The following is an 18063-nucleotide window of genomic DNA, read 5'->3' on the forward strand; positions in this document are numbered from 1 at the left end:
CTCACCACCACTTTTTCAATTGGGGCAAGAAGCGAGATCCCATTCGCGGAGAACGAGACTCGGTGGAGTCTGCGGGCGTGCTCTCGGCGGTGACATCGGTTTCGCTGCGAGCTGGCATCCGATAGGTTGCCGGGGTGGCTTGTCGCGACGTTGAACCGGACACCATCGTGGTGCGAGCGGTTGCGGCGGCGGTCGCGGCAGCATTCTGCGTGGTGGCTGAAGGAGCCGGGATGACGCTGCGGGAAATGTTCGCGAATTGCTCCGGTTGCATCGCGATCACGTCGGGTGTGCGACGCGTAGGCGTGTGATTCGCCATCGGCATGCTTTTCAGAACCGTCGAAGCGTTGGGCGAGCGACTTTCCAATTGATTCAGTTTGTTCAGAACCGCAGGATCGTGTCGCAGAGAAAGCGAGTGACGCAGCGCCCAAGTGGCTTCCTCGATCAATCCCACTTCGGCCAGATGAAATCCAAGTTTCGCGACCAAGTCGGGATGATTGCTTTGCCCCTGCACCGCCGCACGACGCAAACAAATCGCCGAGGGGCCGGGTAGCTGGGTGGCTTCGTTGCGTCCCAATCGAATCGCGGCCAACAGGTCCATGGCCTGGGCCGCCAGCAGACTTCGCGAAGCAACGTCGCTGAGTTCCATCCGGGCCAGATCCAGGTAGCGGTCGATGGCTTCCGTCGAAGTTGGAATGGAAGCGACTATCGACTCGGTTTGTTCGAGCGACATGTCGGCGTACAGACTCAGCCGATCTTTCGAGGGAGCGGCCGATGGAACCGAGGCGTTGAAGCTCGCCGCCTTTTTGCGAGGCAGTCCCTGGCGAACCACCGCGGTGCGATGCGAACGAGCCAAGCGTGCGATGGATTGAGGATCTTCCGTGGCATACGGACCGACGAAGTCTTGCGCTTCGGTCAGAGCGTCGCGACCGGAATGAAGTTGCTGAACCGCGGAAGTGGCCCGAGAGGGCGGCAGTTCGTGATCCGTGTTGATGGCGGCTCGCGATCGGGTGTGATGCTCGTGCAAGTCGATGGCCTCGGCGGCCAATTGCAACGTTTGCCACGCCGAAGCTTCCGCCGAGGCGTAGGCGCCGGTGCTGTACTCCACTTCGGCCCGCTGAAAATGCGTCCAAGCGTCAGACAATTTTGAGGTCGCGGTTTGGGTGGCCAAGTACATTCCCGATGTGGCCTCGGGTGGAGCCACGCGAGCCTTGGCTTGTTCGGCTCGTCGACGTTCCGACAAAGCAATCGATCGACGACGTTCTTGTTGGATGGTTTCAAGCACTTGCTGGCTGTGCTTTTCCGATTGCTCCGGCGCAGCGGCTGGTAAACGCTTGGGCCGTGGCGTCGAGGCGGCATCCATTCGTGATGAAGGGGCGTTCTTTGGCGAGGGGGGACTCTGCGATGGGGGCCCGTGCTGCGACAAGGACTCACCAGCACGCTCGTTCAGAGGAATCATCGGAGCGTTTGGACGCATCGCGATGTGCGGCACGTGGTCGACCATCGTTTCTCGCGATGGTGCTGAGAACGCAGGAGGCAGGAACGCTTCAAAATTGCTGGCGTTCGGGCCAACCGGAGCGGGCAGGTGGTCCGCAGGCTGCGTGGGCTTGTCGAACGAAAACGCTGGTGGCGCAATCGCATCCATAGGAAAGCCCGCCGGTTCCGTCACGAAGTGGTGCGGCGATGGCTGGTTCGTTGCCTGGTCGTCTGAGTCGCGCGTCTCTGGTGCAACTGAAACACTCGCCATTGGCGTCATCAATTGTGCGGTGGCGGTATCGCGTCGTGATTCAGCCCTCGTTGCGAGATTCTGCGTGGCGGCGGCCGAATTCGGGACCGCGAAATGGTTGATTCGCGGTTGTTGAGCTTGGGTTTCGACCGGATCCAACATCAGCGAACAAACGGCGATTGGAAACCAAGTCAGCGGCGTCAGCCCGAGTATGGCAATCAGTTGCCGACGACCCTGCCGTCCGCGCGGATCGCGGGCGTTGGCGGGGGCAAGGCGGCTTCGGCGAGGACACAGCATGGATTTCGACCAACAGCGGGATGATGTTCGACACTGAGGTCATCGGGTCCTCCCCCGTTCCGATTGTGATGATTCTGCCTCCCGTTCGCTTCACAACAGTTGCAGCGGTGGGACAAGCGGCAAAATCGTTACAAGTTCACGAAGTCGATGATTTGTCCCACCCCGGGGGGGTTCATGACGTAGTGTTTCACAACCAAAAGTGCACTGAAAGAAGCGAACGAACAGCCAAGCAAAACCGGCAGGCATTCCGAGACAAATGTAGCCCGCAGCGGACGTCGATTTTGAACCGCAACGAACATCGGTTTTGAGACGTCGGTTTTGAACTGTCACCCTGTGTTTGACAAACCTCCCTCTGATTGCATCCATGACCCAAGACGTATCCAGCCAGAACCGTGCGAATGACCGTTTCTATGCGAAGAACGGAGATCAATTGCGTGCCGAAGTGGTGATTCTTCGGGACGACGTGGTGAAGGAATACAGTTGCCAATTGGCGGATCTCAGCCAGGGTGGCTGCGCCGTGCGAGCGAAATTGGGCGAGGATTCCAATGTCACCATTGCGGTGTTGAGGATCCATGCACCGTCTTTGGGGATCGATTTGGAATTGGCCGGTCGTCTGTGTTGGAATCAACAGACCTCCGTGGGATCAAACACTTTCGGATTCCGATTTCGCCGTGGGATCGAACCAACGTTGATTGATCAAATGGTGGACGCGGGGTTGATCACCCGCCGCGAAGAAGAACGCATGCAGGTCGGCATGCCAGTGCAACTTCGACGTGCGCATGGCAAAGACGAAGTCACCGATGCCGTGCTGGAAGATTGCTCCGCATCCGGAATGCGAATGACCATGATCGGCCAAATTGAACCCTCGGAACGATTGCTGGTGACCACACCGTCCGGCGTCAGCGGCACCGTCAGCGTGGTATGGCTGCGTCACTCCGAGGACGGTCGCTGCGAATGCGGTTGTGTCTTCCAAAACCTTCGTTCGGCTCGATCGATCAACGACGAGCTGAACCAAATTTTGGTCTAGCCAACAGGTCGGTCTCGTACGCGGACGAGATCATGCTGGCTCGCGTCATCTCATCAACGTTTGGACCGGTTGGACATTTGTTGAGCGTATTCTTGAATGGTGACTCGGCCGTCGCCATTGAAGTCCGCTCCGGCGGGGCTGAGCAGCATGGACTTCCACTCGGTCGCGGTCAGTGCACCGTCGTTGTTGGTGTCATAGCGTTTGATGATCCGCTCCGCGTAGCTCAACTGCTTTTCGGACGGCGGGGGCCCTTGGACTTGTGACTTGGACGAGCTTGAAGAGCTTGGTTTCGACGACGCGGACATGGATGAACCGGATGCAGCCCGTCCCACCGGAGCCGCCGTGGCTTCCGCACCGTTGTCGACACCTTGGCGGACTTCCGCGATGGTGATCACGCCGTCCTTGTTTTGGTCCCAGCGATAGTACTCTTCGATGCGGTCGTCATTCCAATCGCTGGTGTACTCGTTCATCGAAACCTGACCGTCGCGGTTCAGATCCCGTGCTGAGTAAAAACTGGGCAAACCTTCAGGCGAACCGGAAGCATCGTACATGCGGTAGGACTTGCGCCCACCGAAGTCGACTTCGACGTATTCACGGTCATCATCGCGCCGGCGTCGGTCATCGTCTCGACCTCGGTCACGGCGATCCTCTTCGTTGGTGCGGCGATAGGCTTGCCGAGACGCCAATTCCATCTCAGACAGTCGTCCATCGCCGTTGCTATCGAAGTCCATCGGGTTGCCCCAAAAGCGGCTGGAAATTTCGTCTGAATCCAGTTGCCCGTTTTTGTTGCGGTCGTAACGCGAAATCACTTCTCGGGCGGTTTTGCGATCGTCTTCGGTTGTTGGCGTGGTCATCATCGCGGCGGCTGGGCCAAACCCGGGAATCAACACGGGCTCGTCTTCCAAACCGAAACCGGGCACCAGCATTTCCAGTTCCATGTCGTCAGTATCACGGCTGTCGCGACGTCGATCGTCGTCGCGTCCACGGTCGGATCCGCCCTCGCGTTCCTCACGCATTTTTTCGAAGGCTTTGGTGAATTTGGACAACGGGATCGGCGAGCCAACTTTGATGCTGGAATCGGACGAAGCCATGCGTTGAATCAAAAAGTTGGCCGGACCTTGTTGCTCGTCCGGATCCAAAATGCCATTTCCGTTGCGGTCCAATCGCTGAAGCATGCTGCTGGGGTCGAACCCGCCTCTCCCACGACGATCGTCTCCGCCACGCCGGTCGTCGCCCCCGCGGCGATCATCACCACCACGGCGATCTCCTCCGCGTCGGTCATCGTCACCACGGCGGTCGTCTCCGCCGCGTCCGAAACCTCCGGGAGGCCCGCCAAAGCCACCACCGGGAGGCCCACCCCGGCCGCCAAACGGCGGCTGGCCCATCGCGGTCGACGACATCAAACCAACCAAAACGAGGACGGTGAGGCCTCGAATGCAGGTCAACAGTGGGTGCGAGAGCGAAGCGGATTGCATGAGTCGATCAGTTGATAAGAAAAGGAGTCGCGTTTCTCGAGCCGTCGCAGGTCGTTTGCTTGGAATCCTTTGCGGCTGGAAAACCCAGTCCAAGTGCGTTTCGGGCCAGTCCATTCTAAACCGGCCAGCCGAATTCGCATTTGTCTATTCCTTGGAACCCTGCGACACCCCAAAAGTTTCGCTCCACGAGTCGACTCGGCCCACTGTGCGACGCCGGGATGCCTGACCCCCGGGGACACGCGAGCCGCCCCAAAATCTGACTTCCGCCGAAACGCCAATTTTTCCTAAAGTCGCGGCTTCCAACGGTCGAGCAAGCCGCTCGGCCGGACCTCAAATCAACGAAACTCCCGCGGTTTTGGCTGTGTTTGCCCGACAATTTTGCCCGACGAGCCTCGTTTTCACTGATGCCGGTGAATCGGATCACGCGTGCAAAATTGCCAACCGACGATGGAGCCCATGGCGCATTTCGGCGTTCGCTGTTTGGGTGGTCTTGATCGGCAATTCCCTGACCGCGCAAGCCCAAAATGCTCCCGGATCGACGGCCGCACCAAGCGGGGCTCCCAGCATCGTACGGCCCGATGCCGCTCTGCCCAATCAACCCACCACGCCGGGTTCGGACGCTGCGGCGCAGCAACCCATCCAATCGTTTGGTGGGCCCGAAAATTTAGAAGAGACGCCGCCCAGTGATCGCGAACCGCTGGACTTTCTCGCCGGTGGGCCAGAGCAATGGACCAGCCCGGAAGGTTTGAGCGGCAGTTTGCAGGTCATGTTGCTGTTGACCGTGTTGTCGCTGGCACCTGCGATTCTGCTGATGACCACCTGTTATGTGCGAATCATCATCGTGCTGGGGTTGTTGCGACAAGCGATCGGGTTGCAGTCACTGCCTCCCAGCCAAGTCATGACCAGCGTTGCTTTGTTCATGACCCTGTTCGTGATGATGCCGGTTTGGACGCGAGTTTACGACGATGCCATCCAGCCTTACACCGACCCCGAAGTCGAGATGACTTTGGAGGAAGCATTTGAACGCGGCGCCGTGCCGGTCCGCGAATTTATGTCTTGGCAAATTCGCGAAGCACGCAACGAAGACGACGTGGTTTTGTTTTACGGGTACATGGATCCGGATGCTGCGATTCCCAGCACCTTCGACGATGTTCCTCTTCGCGTATTGTTGCCGGCGTTCATTCTGAGCGAACTGAAAACCGCTTTCTTGATGGGGTTTCAAATTTACCTGCCGTTTTTGATCGTGGACTTGGTGGTTGCCAGCGTCACGATTTCGATGGGGATGTTGATGCTGCCTCCGGCCGTGATCGCTTTGCCATTCAAGTTGTTGCTGTTTGTTTTGGTCGATGGATGGCGATTGGTGGTGGAGATGCTCATGAACAGCTTTGGAACGATGGGTTAGCGCATGTTTGAATCTTCCGATGCAATCGATCTCGTTCGCGAAGCTTTGTTGGCTGCGGTGGTGCTTGCGTTGCCCATGTTGGCCGTTGGCATGTTGGCTGGTTTGGTAATTGGTTTGATCCAAGCGTTGACTCAGATCCAAGACCAAACGGTGTCTTTCGTGCCCAAGCTGATCGCCATGGCGGCGGTGTTGATCGCGTGCTTGCCTTGGTTGATGACACGAATGGTCGAATTCACTCGACATGTGTTTGAAGACGCGGGCGGGTTGTGACCATGCAGGCATTGGTCGATTGGATCTTTCAGCACCTCGTGCTGGGGACGTTGGTGCTGACTCGATTGGGAATGCTGCTGATGGCGATGCCAGCCATCGGCGTGGGTGTACCGAAACGAGTTCGTGCGTTGCTGGCCATTTCGCTGACCGCCATCCTGATGCCGACGCTGGCCGAACAGTGCACTCACCCGTCGATGCCAACGATTGAAAACCTACCCGAGTTGGCGGTGGCAATCGGTCGAGAAGCCTTGATCGGGATGTTGATCGGTGCGACCACTCAAATGGTCATTACAGGATTGCAGTTGGCCGGCGAAGCCATCACCAGCACCGGCGGGATGCAACTTGGTGACGCGGTCGACCCCGCGACGTCCAGCAGCATGCCCGCGTTGGCTCGCATGGTGGGAATGTTGGTGACTTGCGTGATGTTGATCACCGGAGCCCACCGCGTCGTGTTGAAGTTGTTGGTCGAAAGCTTTGAACACATCCCACCCGGCAATGTGCAATTTTCCGATTCCATGATGGACGCCGTGATCGTGGTGATGGGCAATTCGATGGCCAGCGGTGTGCGTGTGGCTGGCCCCGTGATCGCCGCGTTGCTGCTGGCGAACCTGGTGACCGGTTTGATCAGCCGCACCTTGCCGCAAATCAACGTCCTGGCGATTGGGTTGTCGATCAACGCGTTGGCGATGTTGGTGGTGACGGCGCTGACAATCGGCTCGGTGGCGTGGCTTTTTCAAGAAGACCTGACCGCCAACGTCGAACGCTTGTCCTCCTTGTGGACGACCAACGATGTCTGACGCAGGTGGAGATAAGAAGCACTCAGCGTCAGAACGCAAACGGCGTCAGGCGAGAGAAAAGGGGCAAGTCGCGAAGAGCCAAGACTTGACCTCCGCCACGTTGCTCTTGGCCGCCATCGGTGCGTTGTACGTGATCGGTGGCAACACCGCGGCCTACCTGGCCGGTGGGATCGAAAACGCACTGGGGCAAACGCGTTCGGCTCCCATGACCACGCAAGACGCCACGCAGTACATGCTGCAACTGGCACAGCGATTGGCGATGGCCGCAATTCCGTTGATGGGATTGATGTTCGTCGGCGGCGTGTTGATCAATCTCTTTCAAACGGGACTGTTGTTTTCCACCGATCGGTTGGTACCGAAGCTGAGCAACATCAGTCCGTTGTCCGGTGCCAAACGCATTTTGTCGTTGCAGGGCGTGATGCGTTTGACGTTTGGGATTTTCAAGGTTGGCATCATTGCGGGAATCGCATTTTTAGCACTGCGAGCTCACCACGAAAGCGTCGTCACGATGGCGTCGCTTTCAGTCCCGCAATTGGCCAAGTCGATGTTCGACACGTTGTTCGGCGTGTCGTTATGGATCGGCTGCGGTTTGTTTGTTTTGGCTTTGCTGGAATACGTCTATCAGTGGTGGAAGACCGAACAAGACTTGATGATGACGGACCAAGAAGTTCGCGACGAATTGAAAGACACCGAAGCGGACCCGCAAGTTGCCGCTCGCCGCCGGCAAGTCGCACGTCAACTCGCGATGGGGCAATTGGCAACGGAAGTCCCCAAGGCCGATGTGGTGGCAAGCAATCCAACGGAGCTGGCCATCGCAATCAAATACGATCCGCTGACGATGCCCGCTCCGATTGTGGTGGCCAAGGGAGCCGGAATGATCGCTCAACGCATCCGTCGACTGGCGTTGGAAAACGGAATTCCTGTGGTGGAACGCAAGGAGCTCGCTCAGGCGTTGTACAAGTTGGTCGAAGTCGGCGATGAAGTGCCCGCGGAACAGTATCAAGCCGTCGCTGAGATTCTGCGTTACGTCTATCAGATGCAGGGCAAGAAGATTCCGCAAGCGACCGCGGCATGACCCGGCGCCACATGATCGAACATTTTGAGTTGTTTGTTCGCGAATTTCGAAACTGGGGTTGCGACGCTTGGTTTGGAAAAGCGATAGCAAAACCTCCAGTGAATTTCATCAACGATATGCGTGGAGCGTTTTGGATGCCCCGTTTAGACTTTGCACCTTGGGTGCACCGAATCACCGTCATGGTTGTCTTGTTGGCCGCGTCTCAAGTTTGCTTGAGCACGAACGTTTCGGCACAGGATGCCGAACCCGGCGTCTTCACCAAGGCGGCTCAGACACTGAACCCAACGAACTGGAAGATGCCGTCGGCACCTAAGTTCCGTCTGCCGGCCTTCTTGGTCCCCAACGAAGACCAAGATCGAATCGTTCAGCGAAAAGACAGCTTGTTCACGGATGTCAAAACCACCGCGTCCAAATCGTGGCAGCGAACGAAAGAGACATTCAATCCGGCTCGGTTGAACCCCATGAACATGTTCGCGGGCAACACAACCGCTCCCAAGACCGCTGAGCCGGAATCACCCGGTTTCTTCGGATCGTTGTTCGGAGCACCCAAGGCGGCCTCTGGTCCCGAAGAACGCGTTGCCAATGTGAACGACTTCTTGGGACTGGATCGTCCCTGACCGACGGTGGATTTTGTTCCGGCGGTCAACGCCCGCTGAGGGACTCACGGTTCGCATGGCAGGTCGTGCTTCGCAACCGCCAAATCCGCATTTCGTTCCTTGCGAGAGCGATGTCGCCCGAGGATGATGAAGGAGACGATGTTTGTCTTCTTGAGTTCTCTTTGGGAAATTCTCTGCGATGGCCTTGCCTCCTTGGACCGTGGATTTGTTGCGTCGAGGTGTGTCGGATCTGGCTCGGCAAGCGACGGATCCGGAAACCGCTCAAGCCTTGAAGGACCAGGCTTCCAAGTTGGTGGAAGAACTGCCTCGCGTCGCTCGCGAAAAGGTCGATGCGTTGTTGAAACAGGCCGAGACCAGCGCGGCGCCCTGGCGTGACGCATGGATGGGAACGGCGAACGTCCGACCGCCTCAATCTTTGATCAACGCGTCAGGAAACCTGCTGCACGCATTGGGCAGTGGTGTCGCGGTTGATCCATCGGTGTTGGCGTCCGCCGCACCGTACTTGACCGGTGATTGCGTCATTCCTGGCGATCAACGGATCACCCAACCGACGGAAAAAAACCTGAGCGAAGCCTGCGGTGTTGAGTTGCAAGCGATGGTGGTCAGTTCGTTCGACATCGGATTGTCGTTGCTGGGGCAAATGGGACGTCGAGGTTCACGCGTGTTGGTGCCACGTTGCTGCACCCAGTGGGACGGAAGCGAAGGTTCGGCTTGTCTGGCGGACCATTTGCATGCCACCACGCGAGGAACCATTCGCGAATTTGGTTCGGCCAGTGGTGCCACCACGGCTGATTTGGTGAATGTGATTGGATCATCTTTGGCATCTGATTCGGGCGGCGAAGGCCGATCGCGTCGCTGCCATACGATCGTTCGCTTGGCCAAAGCTTGCTGTCGGATTGCTCCCGCCGATCGACGTGAATTGGGAGTGGCGGATGTGGTGGTGATGCCCACCGCAAGGTGGATGGGCATCGAATCGGTTGCGATGGGCAACGTCGTGACGGAACTGAAACAAGGTGCCGACGCGGTGTTGCTTGGTGGCGGCGTGATGACGGGCACACCGGCTTTGGGAGTTTGGGTCGGGCGGACGGAATGGATGCAAAGCCTGTTGTCTGATGGTCGTGCGTCCTTGGCGGAGGCCCCCGCCGCGATGTCCGCCATGGTCAACGCCGCGGTCGCGTTGGCTCGCGATGGCGGTTTGCCCGTGGATCGTCTGATGGCCGCGAGCGAGGAAAATTTGCAGGACCGAGCCGAACGTTTGGCCACGCAATTGAATGGTTTGGACGGAGTCACCTCGACTCGGATCACTCAGGAACCCGCTCGAAGATTTGGTGGCAACGACACGTTGCCTTCACGCCAAGTCTTGCTGACCACCAACACGACCAGCCCCTCTGTGTTGGCCGAACGTTTGCGAAGCGGCGACACCTGTTTGTTGGCCGAACCCTCGGACGACGGAATCGCATTGGACCTGCGCTGGATCACACCGGATCAGCAGTCGCGAATCGCACAGCGATTGGCTACAGCCATTCATTGATTCTGGCGATCAGACTGCTGAGCGTGCGAATCGACAAAGCGATGACAACGATCAGTCCGGTCCACGCAAGCACACGCACGGGCAAGCCGGCTTCGTCACGGCTGAGTCCGTGCAGTTGCCATACGATGACGGCGCCCAGCAGTGGGAAGCAGAGCACGGTCAGCGATTGAGCGATGACAATGAAGCTGACCAGGTCCACTCCGGTCAGTGCCGCGACACTGGCGACGGCCCATCCGGCCAACAGTGTCACAATGGTCGCTCGGCGAACGGGGGCGGAGGAGACTTGACAGGGCACGTCGATCGCGTCGCAGAACACCACGCCGCCGATCAACGCATTGACCAGAAACGAACTGGCGGCACCGGCGAAGATCCCAATGGAAAAAACGGTGCGAGCCCATGATCCGAACAGGGGTTCCAACGACAACGCGACCACGGACGCATCGGTCAGTTCCTCCGGAGCGATCTTTTCATGCAGCGCGCTGGCCGCGGTGATGTAGATCATCGCGGTGATCAACGCCAGCGATGAGATGCCAACGAACACGTCCAAAAAACCGGTCTTCAGGTTGTTTCGATTCCAACCTTTCTCTTTGACCTGGTAAGACTGATAAAACGCACCTGCCACCGAGAACGTGGTTGCGACAAGTGCGGCCATGCTCATCCAAGCGATCGACGCGTCGTCTTGATTTGCAATGGAATCCGTTTGTGAAAGGTTGGCGGCCGTTTCGGATCCGAGCGACGGAATCAATCCGCTGAACACGTCGGCCCAGTCGGGATTGGAAGCGAACATGCTGGCGCCGAACGACAGCACCATGGCTCCGACCAAGAACGCCATGGCTTTCTCAATCCAGCGATAAAGATCGCGGCGACCGAGCCAGACCAGTGCGATGATGGCACCATTGAAAAGCAACAGTCCCAACGCTCGCGTTAAATTGGAATCCGCGGCCGTCGCGTCTTGGCCTCGAAAACCCATCACCGCCATCCACATCGCATTGTTGTTGGACGCTTGGAACAGCGTGATGGCGATCAGCAACGCGGTGCCCACCAACCACGCGGCCCGTCGCCCAAAACGGTCCGCCACCAAACCACACAGGGTTCGTTCCTTGCACACGCCAATCGTCATCGCGGCGGCGGTCATTCCAATCATCAGCAATCCCGCCAGTGGCACGATCCACAGCAGGTCAAAACCCTCGCCGCACGCGACACGGCTGGCGCTGACAATGCTTCCAGGCCCCAACACGACCGCTGCCACAACGATTGCGGGACCAATTCGGCGATATCGTCTCCAACCACTCTCGTTTGTTCGCACTGGCTGTGTCACAATGAAGCCTTGTCAATGATTGATCAAATTGTTAGCCGCCGATGACGCGACCGCCATGTTGAATAAGATCCTAGCCGCTGACCGATTTGAAATGGGGCTCTGGGTAGGCCGAAACGCCGCCGAATCGATACGGAAAGCCCAAGAAGAGTTCGGTCATGCCAATTTGGTCGTGGCAACCGGTGCTTCGCAGTTCGAAGTGTTGGCGTCCCTGGCGGAACAGCCGGGAATCGATTGGAGCCAAGTCACTGGTTTCCACTTGGACGAATACGTGGGCGTTTCACCGGACCATCCGGCATCGTTCTGCCGCTATCTCCGCGAGCGATTCGTGGACAAGGTTACACCGGGGGCTTTCCACTACCTTCGCGGTGACGAGGACGCGAAAGAAACGATGCAGCGGGTCGGCGAATTGCTGCGAGAAACACGAATCGATGTGTCACTGGTCGGAATCGGCGAGAATGCTCACTTGGCCTTCAACGATCCGCCTGCGGATCTGACGACCCAGGAGCCGTATTTGCTGGTGGAATTGGACAAACGATGCCGCCAGCAACAAGTCGGCGAGGGATGGTTCCCCAGCATGGACGAAGTGCCAACGCACGCGATCAGCATGTCGGTGCAGCAGATCCTCAAATCCCGGGAGATTTTCTGCTCCGTGCCTGACGCACAGAAGGCCGAGGCCGTGGCGAGAACGCTTTCGTCGTTCAATGACCCGATGGTTCCCGCGTCGGCACTGCACACACATCCCAATGCGACCTTGATCATCGACATCGCCTCATCAGCGGAACTTGACCGCGACGTTCGAAATTCAATGGAGTCGGCAAGTTGAGCTCGCAGAGTTCAAAGACGGCTCGCTACGTCGATTTGCAGGTCAACGGCTACGCTGGAGTCGACTTCAATGCGGATTCGTTGAGCACCGAGCAAGTTCGCCAAGCATGCGATGCCATGCGCAACGACCATGTTGATAGCTGTCTTGCGACTGTGATCACGGATTCGTTGGATGCGATGATCACGCGGATCTCTCGGTTGGCTGATGCGGCGGAATCCGATTCAGAGATTGCCGGCGTGATCTCCGGTATTCACGTCGAGGGACCGTTTCTATCGCCGGTCAATGGCTACGTCGGTGCTCATCCGCCGACCGCAATTCGCGAGGCCAATCGATCCGATGCGGAAAGGTTGGTGGAAGCTGGACGCGGACGGGTGCGTTTGCTGACGCTGGCTCCTGAACAAGACCGTTCGGGGGCCGTGACGCGTTGGTTGAGTGATCAAGGCATCATCGTCGCGGCGGGTCACACCAATGCATCGTTGTCAGAATTGGACACCGCCATCGACAACGGCTTGAAAATGTTCACGCACCTGGGGAACGCCTGTCCGCCGGATATCCCGCGGCATGACAATATCATCCAGCGTGTGTTGTCACGTGCCGAGCGGTTGAGCATCAGTTTCATCGCCGATGGTTTTCACATTCCGATGATGGCACTGAGAAATTATCTGAACTGTGTCCCGGATGGGAACGTGGTGATCGTCAGCGATGCGATCAGTGCAGCGGGGTTGGGGCCGGGGACTTATCACCTGGCGGGACAAGACGTTCACGTCGACGAAGACGGCGCGGCATGGGCGGCATGCCGGACTCACTTCGCCGGGTGTGCTACTCCGGTGCAGGCGATGGTTGGCAAATTGCAATCCGAGCTGGGAATGGACGCTCGACGAATCGATCAGTGGACGCGAATCAATCCGGCTGGCTTGCTGGCGGCTTGTTGATCAAGCGATCAATTGCGGATGACTTCGGGAGCCCCAAACAATTGGGCTCCGTTGCCGTCGTTGTAGTACACCCGATTGCGTCCCATGTTTTTCGCCGAGTAAAGGGCTTCGTCCGCACGTCGCACCAACGGGCCGATCACCAAATCGTCACCGGGTTGGCTCAGACCGACGCTCAGCGTGACTTGTAATTCAGCGGTGCCGACGGAGATGGGATCGTTGGCAATGCGATCTCGTAGTTTGTTCATCTTGTCGGCCGCGGCGCGAATGGGCAGCGTCGTGATGATCGCGAATTCTTCTCCGCCGAAACGCGCCACCATTTCGGCTTCCTGCATTCCATTGCCAAGTCGTGTGGCGATTTGCTGCAGCACGACATCGCCCACGGGGTGACCGTGGGTGTCGTTGATCATCTTGAAGTGATCAATGTCGATCAGGATCAACGTGAACAGTCGTCCGCCCGAGCGGTAGTGGCCAAAAGTTTCATCCAGCTTCTGGTCGAAGGCGCGGCGATTGAACAGTCCTGTGAGCCCGTCCGTGCGTGCTTCCGTCAGATAAGATTGAATCTGTTCGGTTTGTTCTTCGAGTTGCTTTTCGGCGGCTTCCAAACGGACTTGCAGTTCCGTGTTGGTGGACATGATTTGGTTGATCAGCGTCACCATCCGAGCATCGGCGGCTTGCTGAGCGGAGTTGTCACGGTTGCCGCGTGAGTCCGCTCGCGATTGTTGGATGCTGATCCGCATCGCATCGCTGATTTCACCCAGCTCGCTTTGGTAATTCGAAACGTTGCCCGAGTATTCACTGGCCCAACGAGAAAGACCTTCGAGCAGTCCCAACATGCGTTGCCGCTCGTCTTCTTGAATGATGGGGCCTTCCGGGATCGACGCGATGGGTTTGCGGCGTCGGCGGCCAATGATGTACCCGATGGCAACCAGGACCGCGGCGAAGAATAGGCCAGCGGCAATCAAAGACGGGTTCACGGCACATCTGAATGGTTAGAAGGAACCAACGACGGTGCCGCCGGCGTGAGTCAGGAAGTCAGGCTGGACGTCGGGTCGTTCGCTCGATTTCCGTTAACCGGAGGAGCAATCATTTCGCCTCGAGCGATAACCACCAATCCGCTGTCGGTGATCGTCAGGCCTCGAGCCCGATCCATCGCCAAATCATATCCAATTTCCGTTTCCGGTGGGATGTGAACACCTTTATCGATGATTGCTCGACGTATTCGGCTATGTCGACCCACATTTACATCGTCGAACAGGATGCTGTCTTCGACCTGAGCGTAACTGTTGATGCGACATCCCGCCCCGATCACGCTGCGGCGTACGCAACCACCGCTGATGATCGCGCCTTGGCATACGATCGAATCCAACGCTTCGCCACGCCGCGTCGATCGGCCTTCGCTACCGAACACAAATTTTGGCGGCGGAAGTTGCGGTTGGAACGAACGGATGGGCCACTGCCGGTCGTACAGGTTGAGTTGCGGGTCGACTCCCACCAAATCCATGTTGGCTTCGTAGTAGGCGTCCAGAGTACCCACGTCTCGCCAATAAGCTTCACGTTTGTGGTTTTCGTCGACGAAGGGGAACGCGAAAACTTGGCTGTCCTCGATCGCACCGGGAATGATGTTTTTGCCGAAGTCGTGAGCGCTGTCATGCTGAGTCGCGTCGTCACACAAGCGTTCAAAGAGGAATCGCGTGTTGAACACATAAATTCCCATGGACGCCAAGCAGACATCGGGGTCGTCCAGCGTTGGGCGGGGATTTTCGGGTTTTTCCTGGAATTCGACCAACCGGTTGTCGGTGTCGACCTGCATGACGCCAAATTGGCGGGCTTCGTCACGGCGAACTCGCAACGCACCCACGGTCACGTCCGCTCCCTTGCGATGGTGAAAGTTCACCATCGACTCGTAATTCATTTTGTAGAGGTGGTCGCCAGCCAAAATGACCACGTACTCGGGGGCCTCGCGTTCGATCGCATAGATGTTTTGGTAGACGGCGTCGGCGGTGCCTTGGTACCAGTTGTCATCGATTCGCTGTTGAGGCGGGACAACGTCGATGAATTCGCCCAGTTCACGGCAAAAATAATTTCGCCAAGCAACATTGATGTGTCGGTCCAACGACTGGGCTTTGTATTGCGTCAGCAACAGCAGACGCCGCATACCGCTGTTGAGGCAATTGCTAAGAACGAAATCGATGATGCGGTAGGCACCTCCGATGGGAACGGCCGGTTTCGCACGATCACGGGTCAGCGGTTCCAGCCGCGAGCCGCGGCCTCCGGCCAGAATCACCGTCACTGTTTGTCGCATCATCGGATTGTGGTTTCCTACCTTGTGGTGGCGTGCCGGCACCCGCGACACGCTGTCTGCATGCTAGCAAAATTGGTCCAGCGATGTCGAGTGGAATCGAGTTTTCCCTCATCGCCTTCATAGGGAATTTGATGCGGCGATGTGGCCGTTGGGGGCGAACCGTTCAGCCAAGGGATACGAAGAACTCGGTCGGCGTGGCAAGACGTGCAGCACAGCGAGTGCCAAGTTCGACGTGCGTGGCACCGCGATCGAATCCACCCCTGTGCAGTGGCTGGTTGGCGTTGAGTTCGGTCCGCGGAGGATGACGAGTATTTCAGCACAAAAGAATTCTGCAGAACGCCCCGGTTCACACTGAACCAAACCCGCTAATGCAACTGTATTACCTCCTCTGAGCAGCCACCCCCGTGGAAATCGTTGCCAAGTCGCAATCGTGAAGGTGCGGAACGCGAATCCGTTTCACGGACGTGAAACGCGGGCCGGAATCTTCCACGCGGGGACGCTGCGTTAACTCAAGCAACGCCAAGTTGATCGTTGGTCCAGGTGGACTCGACGGGGTCGTGAAAACGGCGAGCCGGATTTTGCGGCTCACATCGCTTTTCGCGAATGTGGCTTCGTCGTGGAACTTCTTCCGAAGCCTTCCGCCGGCGATCGCGTTGACTTTGGCTTGCCGCGAGCGAACCATCACCCACCCGACAAATTCTCCAGGAGAAACGCCTCACAATGCGTGCGATCACAATGAAAAATTTCAGTATGCAAAATCTCACGATGCAAAACCAATGGAAGCGAGTCAGTTTGGCCATGGGAACCCTGTGGTTGGCCACGCTGACCACAGCCGTCGTGGTGAGTCTGCCGGACGGGATGCAGTCGGATGCGTTGGCGGATCAAACGGACACCCGCGCCTCTGCCATCGATCCCGGTCAGGGACTGAACACGGCACAAGATTTGTCGGCATCGTTCCGAACGGTCGCCGACGCGATGCGGCCTAGCGTGGTCAGCATCAGCTCGAAGATCAAAGCTCAGCCGGTCAGCCGCCAACTGCCGCCTGGTTTGCGGAACCAATTGCCGCCCGGATTTGAAGATTTCTTTCGCGAAGATTCACGCGGCCAGCGTCAGACGCCCGCACGTGAAGGCCAAGGCAGCGGTGTCATCGTTCGCAATGACGGCTATATCCTGACCAACAATCACGTGGTCGAAGACGCCGATGAAGTCTACGTCGAATTGAGTGACGACCGGCGTGTGTTGGCCGATGTCGTGGGCACAGACCCCGAAACGGATTTGGCTGTTTTGAAGATCGAAGCCGACAACTTGCAAGCCATCGCGTTCGGCGATTCGGATGCGATCCAAGTCGGCGATTGGGTGCTGGCCATCGGCAGTCCCTTTGGATTGGACCAAACGGTGACCGCGGGAATCATCAGCGGCAAGAACCGCAACCGCCGAATCGTGAACAATGGCAATGGGTTCGAGGACTTCCTGCAGACTGATGCTGCGATCAACCCGGGTAACTCCGGTGGTCCGTTGGTTAATTTGCGAGGCGAATTGGTCGGCATCAATACGGCGATTCTGTCTCGCAGCGGAGCCAGTGCTGGGATCGGATTTGCCATTCCGGTTTCGTTGGCTCGTCCCGTGCTGACGTCGATCATCGAGTACGGCCAAGTCCGCCGTGGGTTCTTGGGAGCTCAGGTTCGCGACGTAACGCCAGAATTGGTTGAAGAGATGGGATTGAAGGTCAACGATGGTGCGTTGATCCAAGGTGTCCTGGATCAACAACCCGCCGCCAACGCGAATTTGCAACCTGGCGATGTCGTCGTCAGCGTGGATGGCAAGAAAGTGGGTAGCAGTTCGCAATTGGTGAACTACATCGCCAGCCGACCACCGGGTGCGAGCGTGTCGATGGTCATCAACCGTGATGGCGAGACATTGAACAAGACCGTCAATTTGCAAGAACGCACCAGCGAAGCCATGGCGATGTTCAACGGTGGCAACGCTCTGGGAGCTGAGCTGGAACCCATCACGCCGGAAACCGCTCGCAAGTACGGTTACAACGGCGTTGAGTCAGGATTGATCGTGATCAGCGTCGACGACGGCGGGATCGCGGCTGAATCCGGTTTGCAAGCAGGCGATGTGATCGAAAGTGCGGGCGGCAACATGGTTGGGTCTGTGCAACAGTTGCAGGCGGTCATCACCGAAGCGAAACGCCAAAACGTTCCGCTGCGATTGATCGTTCGACGCGGAAACACGCGAATGATCGTTCCGCTGCAGTGAGCGGAATCGGATGACTCACCCTGACCGTTGAAAACGTCAGCGGTTGAGTTCGCCGAGCGAAAAACTCAACACGTGAAAACCTTAACGGGCCGGCAACCGACGCCGGCCCGTTTTTGGTTTGCCCAGCGAAGCTGGCAACCCCAGTCGGTGCTTGCCACCGACCAAGCCCTGTTCATGGGGAATTGAATCCGATTCGCAAGGGCGTCGTTGGC

Annotated in this window: 15 protein-coding genes; 10 read left to right on the forward strand and 5 right to left on the reverse strand. The window is 57.8% G+C overall.

The window, feature by feature from the left end:
- Position 1: 1 nt before the first annotated feature.
- Positions 2-2020 carry a hypothetical protein gene (locus LOC70_RS06265; RefSeq protein WP_230252581.1) on the reverse strand — a complete coding sequence of 673 codons (2019 nt, stop codon included), beginning with the start codon at positions 2018-2020 and terminating at the stop codon, positions 2-4.
- Between the two features lie 364 nt (positions 2021-2384).
- Between LOC70_RS06265 and LOC70_RS06270 the strand changes: the two genes are divergently transcribed.
- Positions 2385-3047: a PilZ domain-containing protein gene (locus LOC70_RS06270; RefSeq protein ID WP_230252583.1), complete on the forward strand. Its 663-nt coding sequence runs from the start codon at positions 2385-2387 to the stop codon at positions 3045-3047.
- A gap of 53 nt (positions 3048-3100) precedes the next feature.
- Here LOC70_RS06270 and LOC70_RS06275 read toward each other — a convergent pair whose 3' ends face one another.
- Positions 3101-4522 (reverse strand): EF-hand domain-containing protein, encoded by a 1422-nt coding sequence (locus tag LOC70_RS06275; protein ID WP_230252585.1) that lies wholly within the window; start codon positions 4520-4522, stop codon positions 3101-3103.
- A 505-nt stretch (positions 4523-5027) separates the two neighbouring features.
- Between LOC70_RS06275 and fliP the strand changes: the two genes are divergently transcribed.
- The 6 genes from fliP to LOC70_RS06305 all read left to right on the forward strand — a co-directional run bounded on the left by fliP (position 5028) and on the right by LOC70_RS06305 (position 10214).
- Entirely contained in the window at positions 5028-5924 is an 897-nt protein-coding gene (gene fliP, locus LOC70_RS06280; RefSeq protein ID WP_230252612.1) for a flagellar type III secretion system pore protein FliP, read from the forward strand.
- Positions 5925-5927: 3 nt separating this feature from the next.
- Positions 5928-6194, forward strand: a complete 267-nt coding sequence (gene fliQ / locus LOC70_RS06285) for a flagellar biosynthesis protein FliQ (protein ID WP_230252587.1) — start codon at positions 5928-5930, stop codon at positions 6192-6194.
- A 2-nt stretch (positions 6195-6196) separates the two neighbouring features.
- Positions 6197-6991 carry a flagellar biosynthetic protein FliR gene (locus tag LOC70_RS06290; RefSeq protein WP_230252589.1) on the forward strand — a complete coding sequence of 265 codons (795 nt, stop codon included), beginning with the start codon at positions 6197-6199 and terminating at the stop codon, positions 6989-6991.
- Positions 6984-8066: an EscU/YscU/HrcU family type III secretion system export apparatus switch protein gene (locus tag LOC70_RS06295; RefSeq protein ID WP_230252591.1), complete on the forward strand. Its 1083-nt coding sequence runs from the start codon at positions 6984-6986 to the stop codon at positions 8064-8066. Before LOC70_RS06290 ends, LOC70_RS06295 begins: the two co-directional genes overlap by 8 nt.
- A gap of 134 nt (positions 8067-8200) precedes the next feature.
- Positions 8201-8683, forward strand: coding sequence for a hypothetical protein (locus tag LOC70_RS06300; protein WP_230252593.1), 483 nt, complete (start codon positions 8201-8203; stop codon positions 8681-8683).
- A 178-nt stretch (positions 8684-8861) separates the two neighbouring features.
- Positions 8862-10214: a hypothetical protein gene (locus LOC70_RS06305; protein ID WP_230252595.1), complete on the forward strand. Its 1353-nt coding sequence runs from the start codon at positions 8862-8864 to the stop codon at positions 10212-10214.
- On the opposite strand, the gene LOC70_RS06310 is transcribed toward LOC70_RS06305, so the two are convergent.
- Complete coding sequence (locus LOC70_RS06310) at positions 10198-11463, reverse strand: NRAMP family divalent metal transporter (protein ID WP_230252597.1); 1266 nt, start codon at positions 11461-11463, stop codon at positions 10198-10200. The genes LOC70_RS06305 and LOC70_RS06310 overlap by 17 nt on opposite strands.
- 124 nt (positions 11464-11587) lie before the next feature.
- Here LOC70_RS06310 and LOC70_RS06315 point away from each other — a divergent pair, with 124 nt between their 5' ends.
- Both LOC70_RS06315 and LOC70_RS06320 read left to right on the forward strand, forming a co-directional pair.
- Positions 11588-12355 carry a glucosamine-6-phosphate deaminase gene (locus LOC70_RS06315; protein WP_230252613.1) on the forward strand — a complete coding sequence of 256 codons (768 nt, stop codon included), beginning with the start codon at positions 11588-11590 and terminating at the stop codon, positions 12353-12355.
- Complete coding sequence (locus LOC70_RS06320; RefSeq protein ID WP_230252599.1) at positions 12352-13287, forward strand: N-acetylglucosamine-6-phosphate deacetylase; 936 nt, start codon at positions 12352-12354, stop codon at positions 13285-13287. The genes LOC70_RS06315 and LOC70_RS06320 overlap by 4 nt, the downstream gene beginning before the upstream one ends.
- A gap of 8 nt (positions 13288-13295) precedes the next feature.
- On the opposite strand, the gene LOC70_RS06325 is transcribed toward LOC70_RS06320, so the two are convergent.
- Both LOC70_RS06325 and glgC read right to left on the reverse strand, forming a co-directional pair.
- Positions 13296-14261 (reverse strand): GGDEF domain-containing protein, encoded by a 966-nt coding sequence (locus LOC70_RS06325; RefSeq protein ID WP_230252601.1) that lies wholly within the window; start codon positions 14259-14261, stop codon positions 13296-13298.
- 50 nt (positions 14262-14311) lie between these two features.
- Positions 14312-15592 carry a glucose-1-phosphate adenylyltransferase gene (glgC, locus tag LOC70_RS06330; protein WP_230252602.1) on the reverse strand — a complete coding sequence of 427 codons (1281 nt, stop codon included), beginning with the start codon at positions 15590-15592 and terminating at the stop codon, positions 14312-14314.
- Between the two features lie 747 nt (positions 15593-16339).
- Here glgC and LOC70_RS06335 point away from each other — a divergent pair.
- Positions 16340-17851, forward strand: coding sequence for a Do family serine endopeptidase (locus LOC70_RS06335; protein ID WP_230252603.1), 1512 nt, complete (start codon positions 16340-16342; stop codon positions 17849-17851).
- Positions 17852-18063 lie beyond the last annotated feature (212 nt).

This window comes from Rhodopirellula halodulae (assembly GCF_020966775.1).
Taxonomy (GTDB): Bacteria; Planctomycetota; Planctomycetia; order Pirellulales; family Pirellulaceae; genus Rhodopirellula; species Rhodopirellula halodulae.

Coding starts and splice junctions, on each gene's coding strand:
- LOC70_RS06265 (WP_230252581.1), bottom strand. CDS start 2,020: ATGCTGTGTCCTCGCCGAAGCCGCCTTGCCCCCGCCAACGCCCGCGAT.
- LOC70_RS06270 (WP_230252583.1), top strand. CDS start 2,385: ATGACCCAAGACGTATCCAGCCAGAACCGTGCGAATGACCGTTTCTAT.
- LOC70_RS06275 (WP_230252585.1), bottom strand. CDS start 4,522: ATGCAATCCGCTTCGCTCTCGCACCCACTGTTGACCTGCATTCGAGGC.
- fliQ (WP_230252587.1), top strand. CDS start 5,928: ATGTTTGAATCTTCCGATGCAATCGATCTCGTTCGCGAAGCTTTGTTG.
- LOC70_RS06290 (WP_230252589.1), top strand. CDS start 6,197: ATGCAGGCATTGGTCGATTGGATCTTTCAGCACCTCGTGCTGGGGACG.
- LOC70_RS06295 (WP_230252591.1), top strand. CDS start 6,984: ATGTCTGACGCAGGTGGAGATAAGAAGCACTCAGCGTCAGAACGCAAA.
- LOC70_RS06300 (WP_230252593.1), top strand. CDS start 8,201: ATGCCCCGTTTAGACTTTGCACCTTGGGTGCACCGAATCACCGTCATG.
- LOC70_RS06305 (WP_230252595.1), top strand. CDS start 8,862: ATGGCCTTGCCTCCTTGGACCGTGGATTTGTTGCGTCGAGGTGTGTCG.
- LOC70_RS06315 (WP_230252613.1), top strand. CDS start 11,588: ATGTTGAATAAGATCCTAGCCGCTGACCGATTTGAAATGGGGCTCTGG.
- glgC (WP_230252602.1), bottom strand. CDS start 15,592: ATGATGCGACAAACAGTGACGGTGATTCTGGCCGGAGGCCGCGGCTCG.
- LOC70_RS06335 (WP_230252603.1), top strand. CDS start 16,340: ATGCAAAATCTCACGATGCAAAACCAATGGAAGCGAGTCAGTTTGGCC.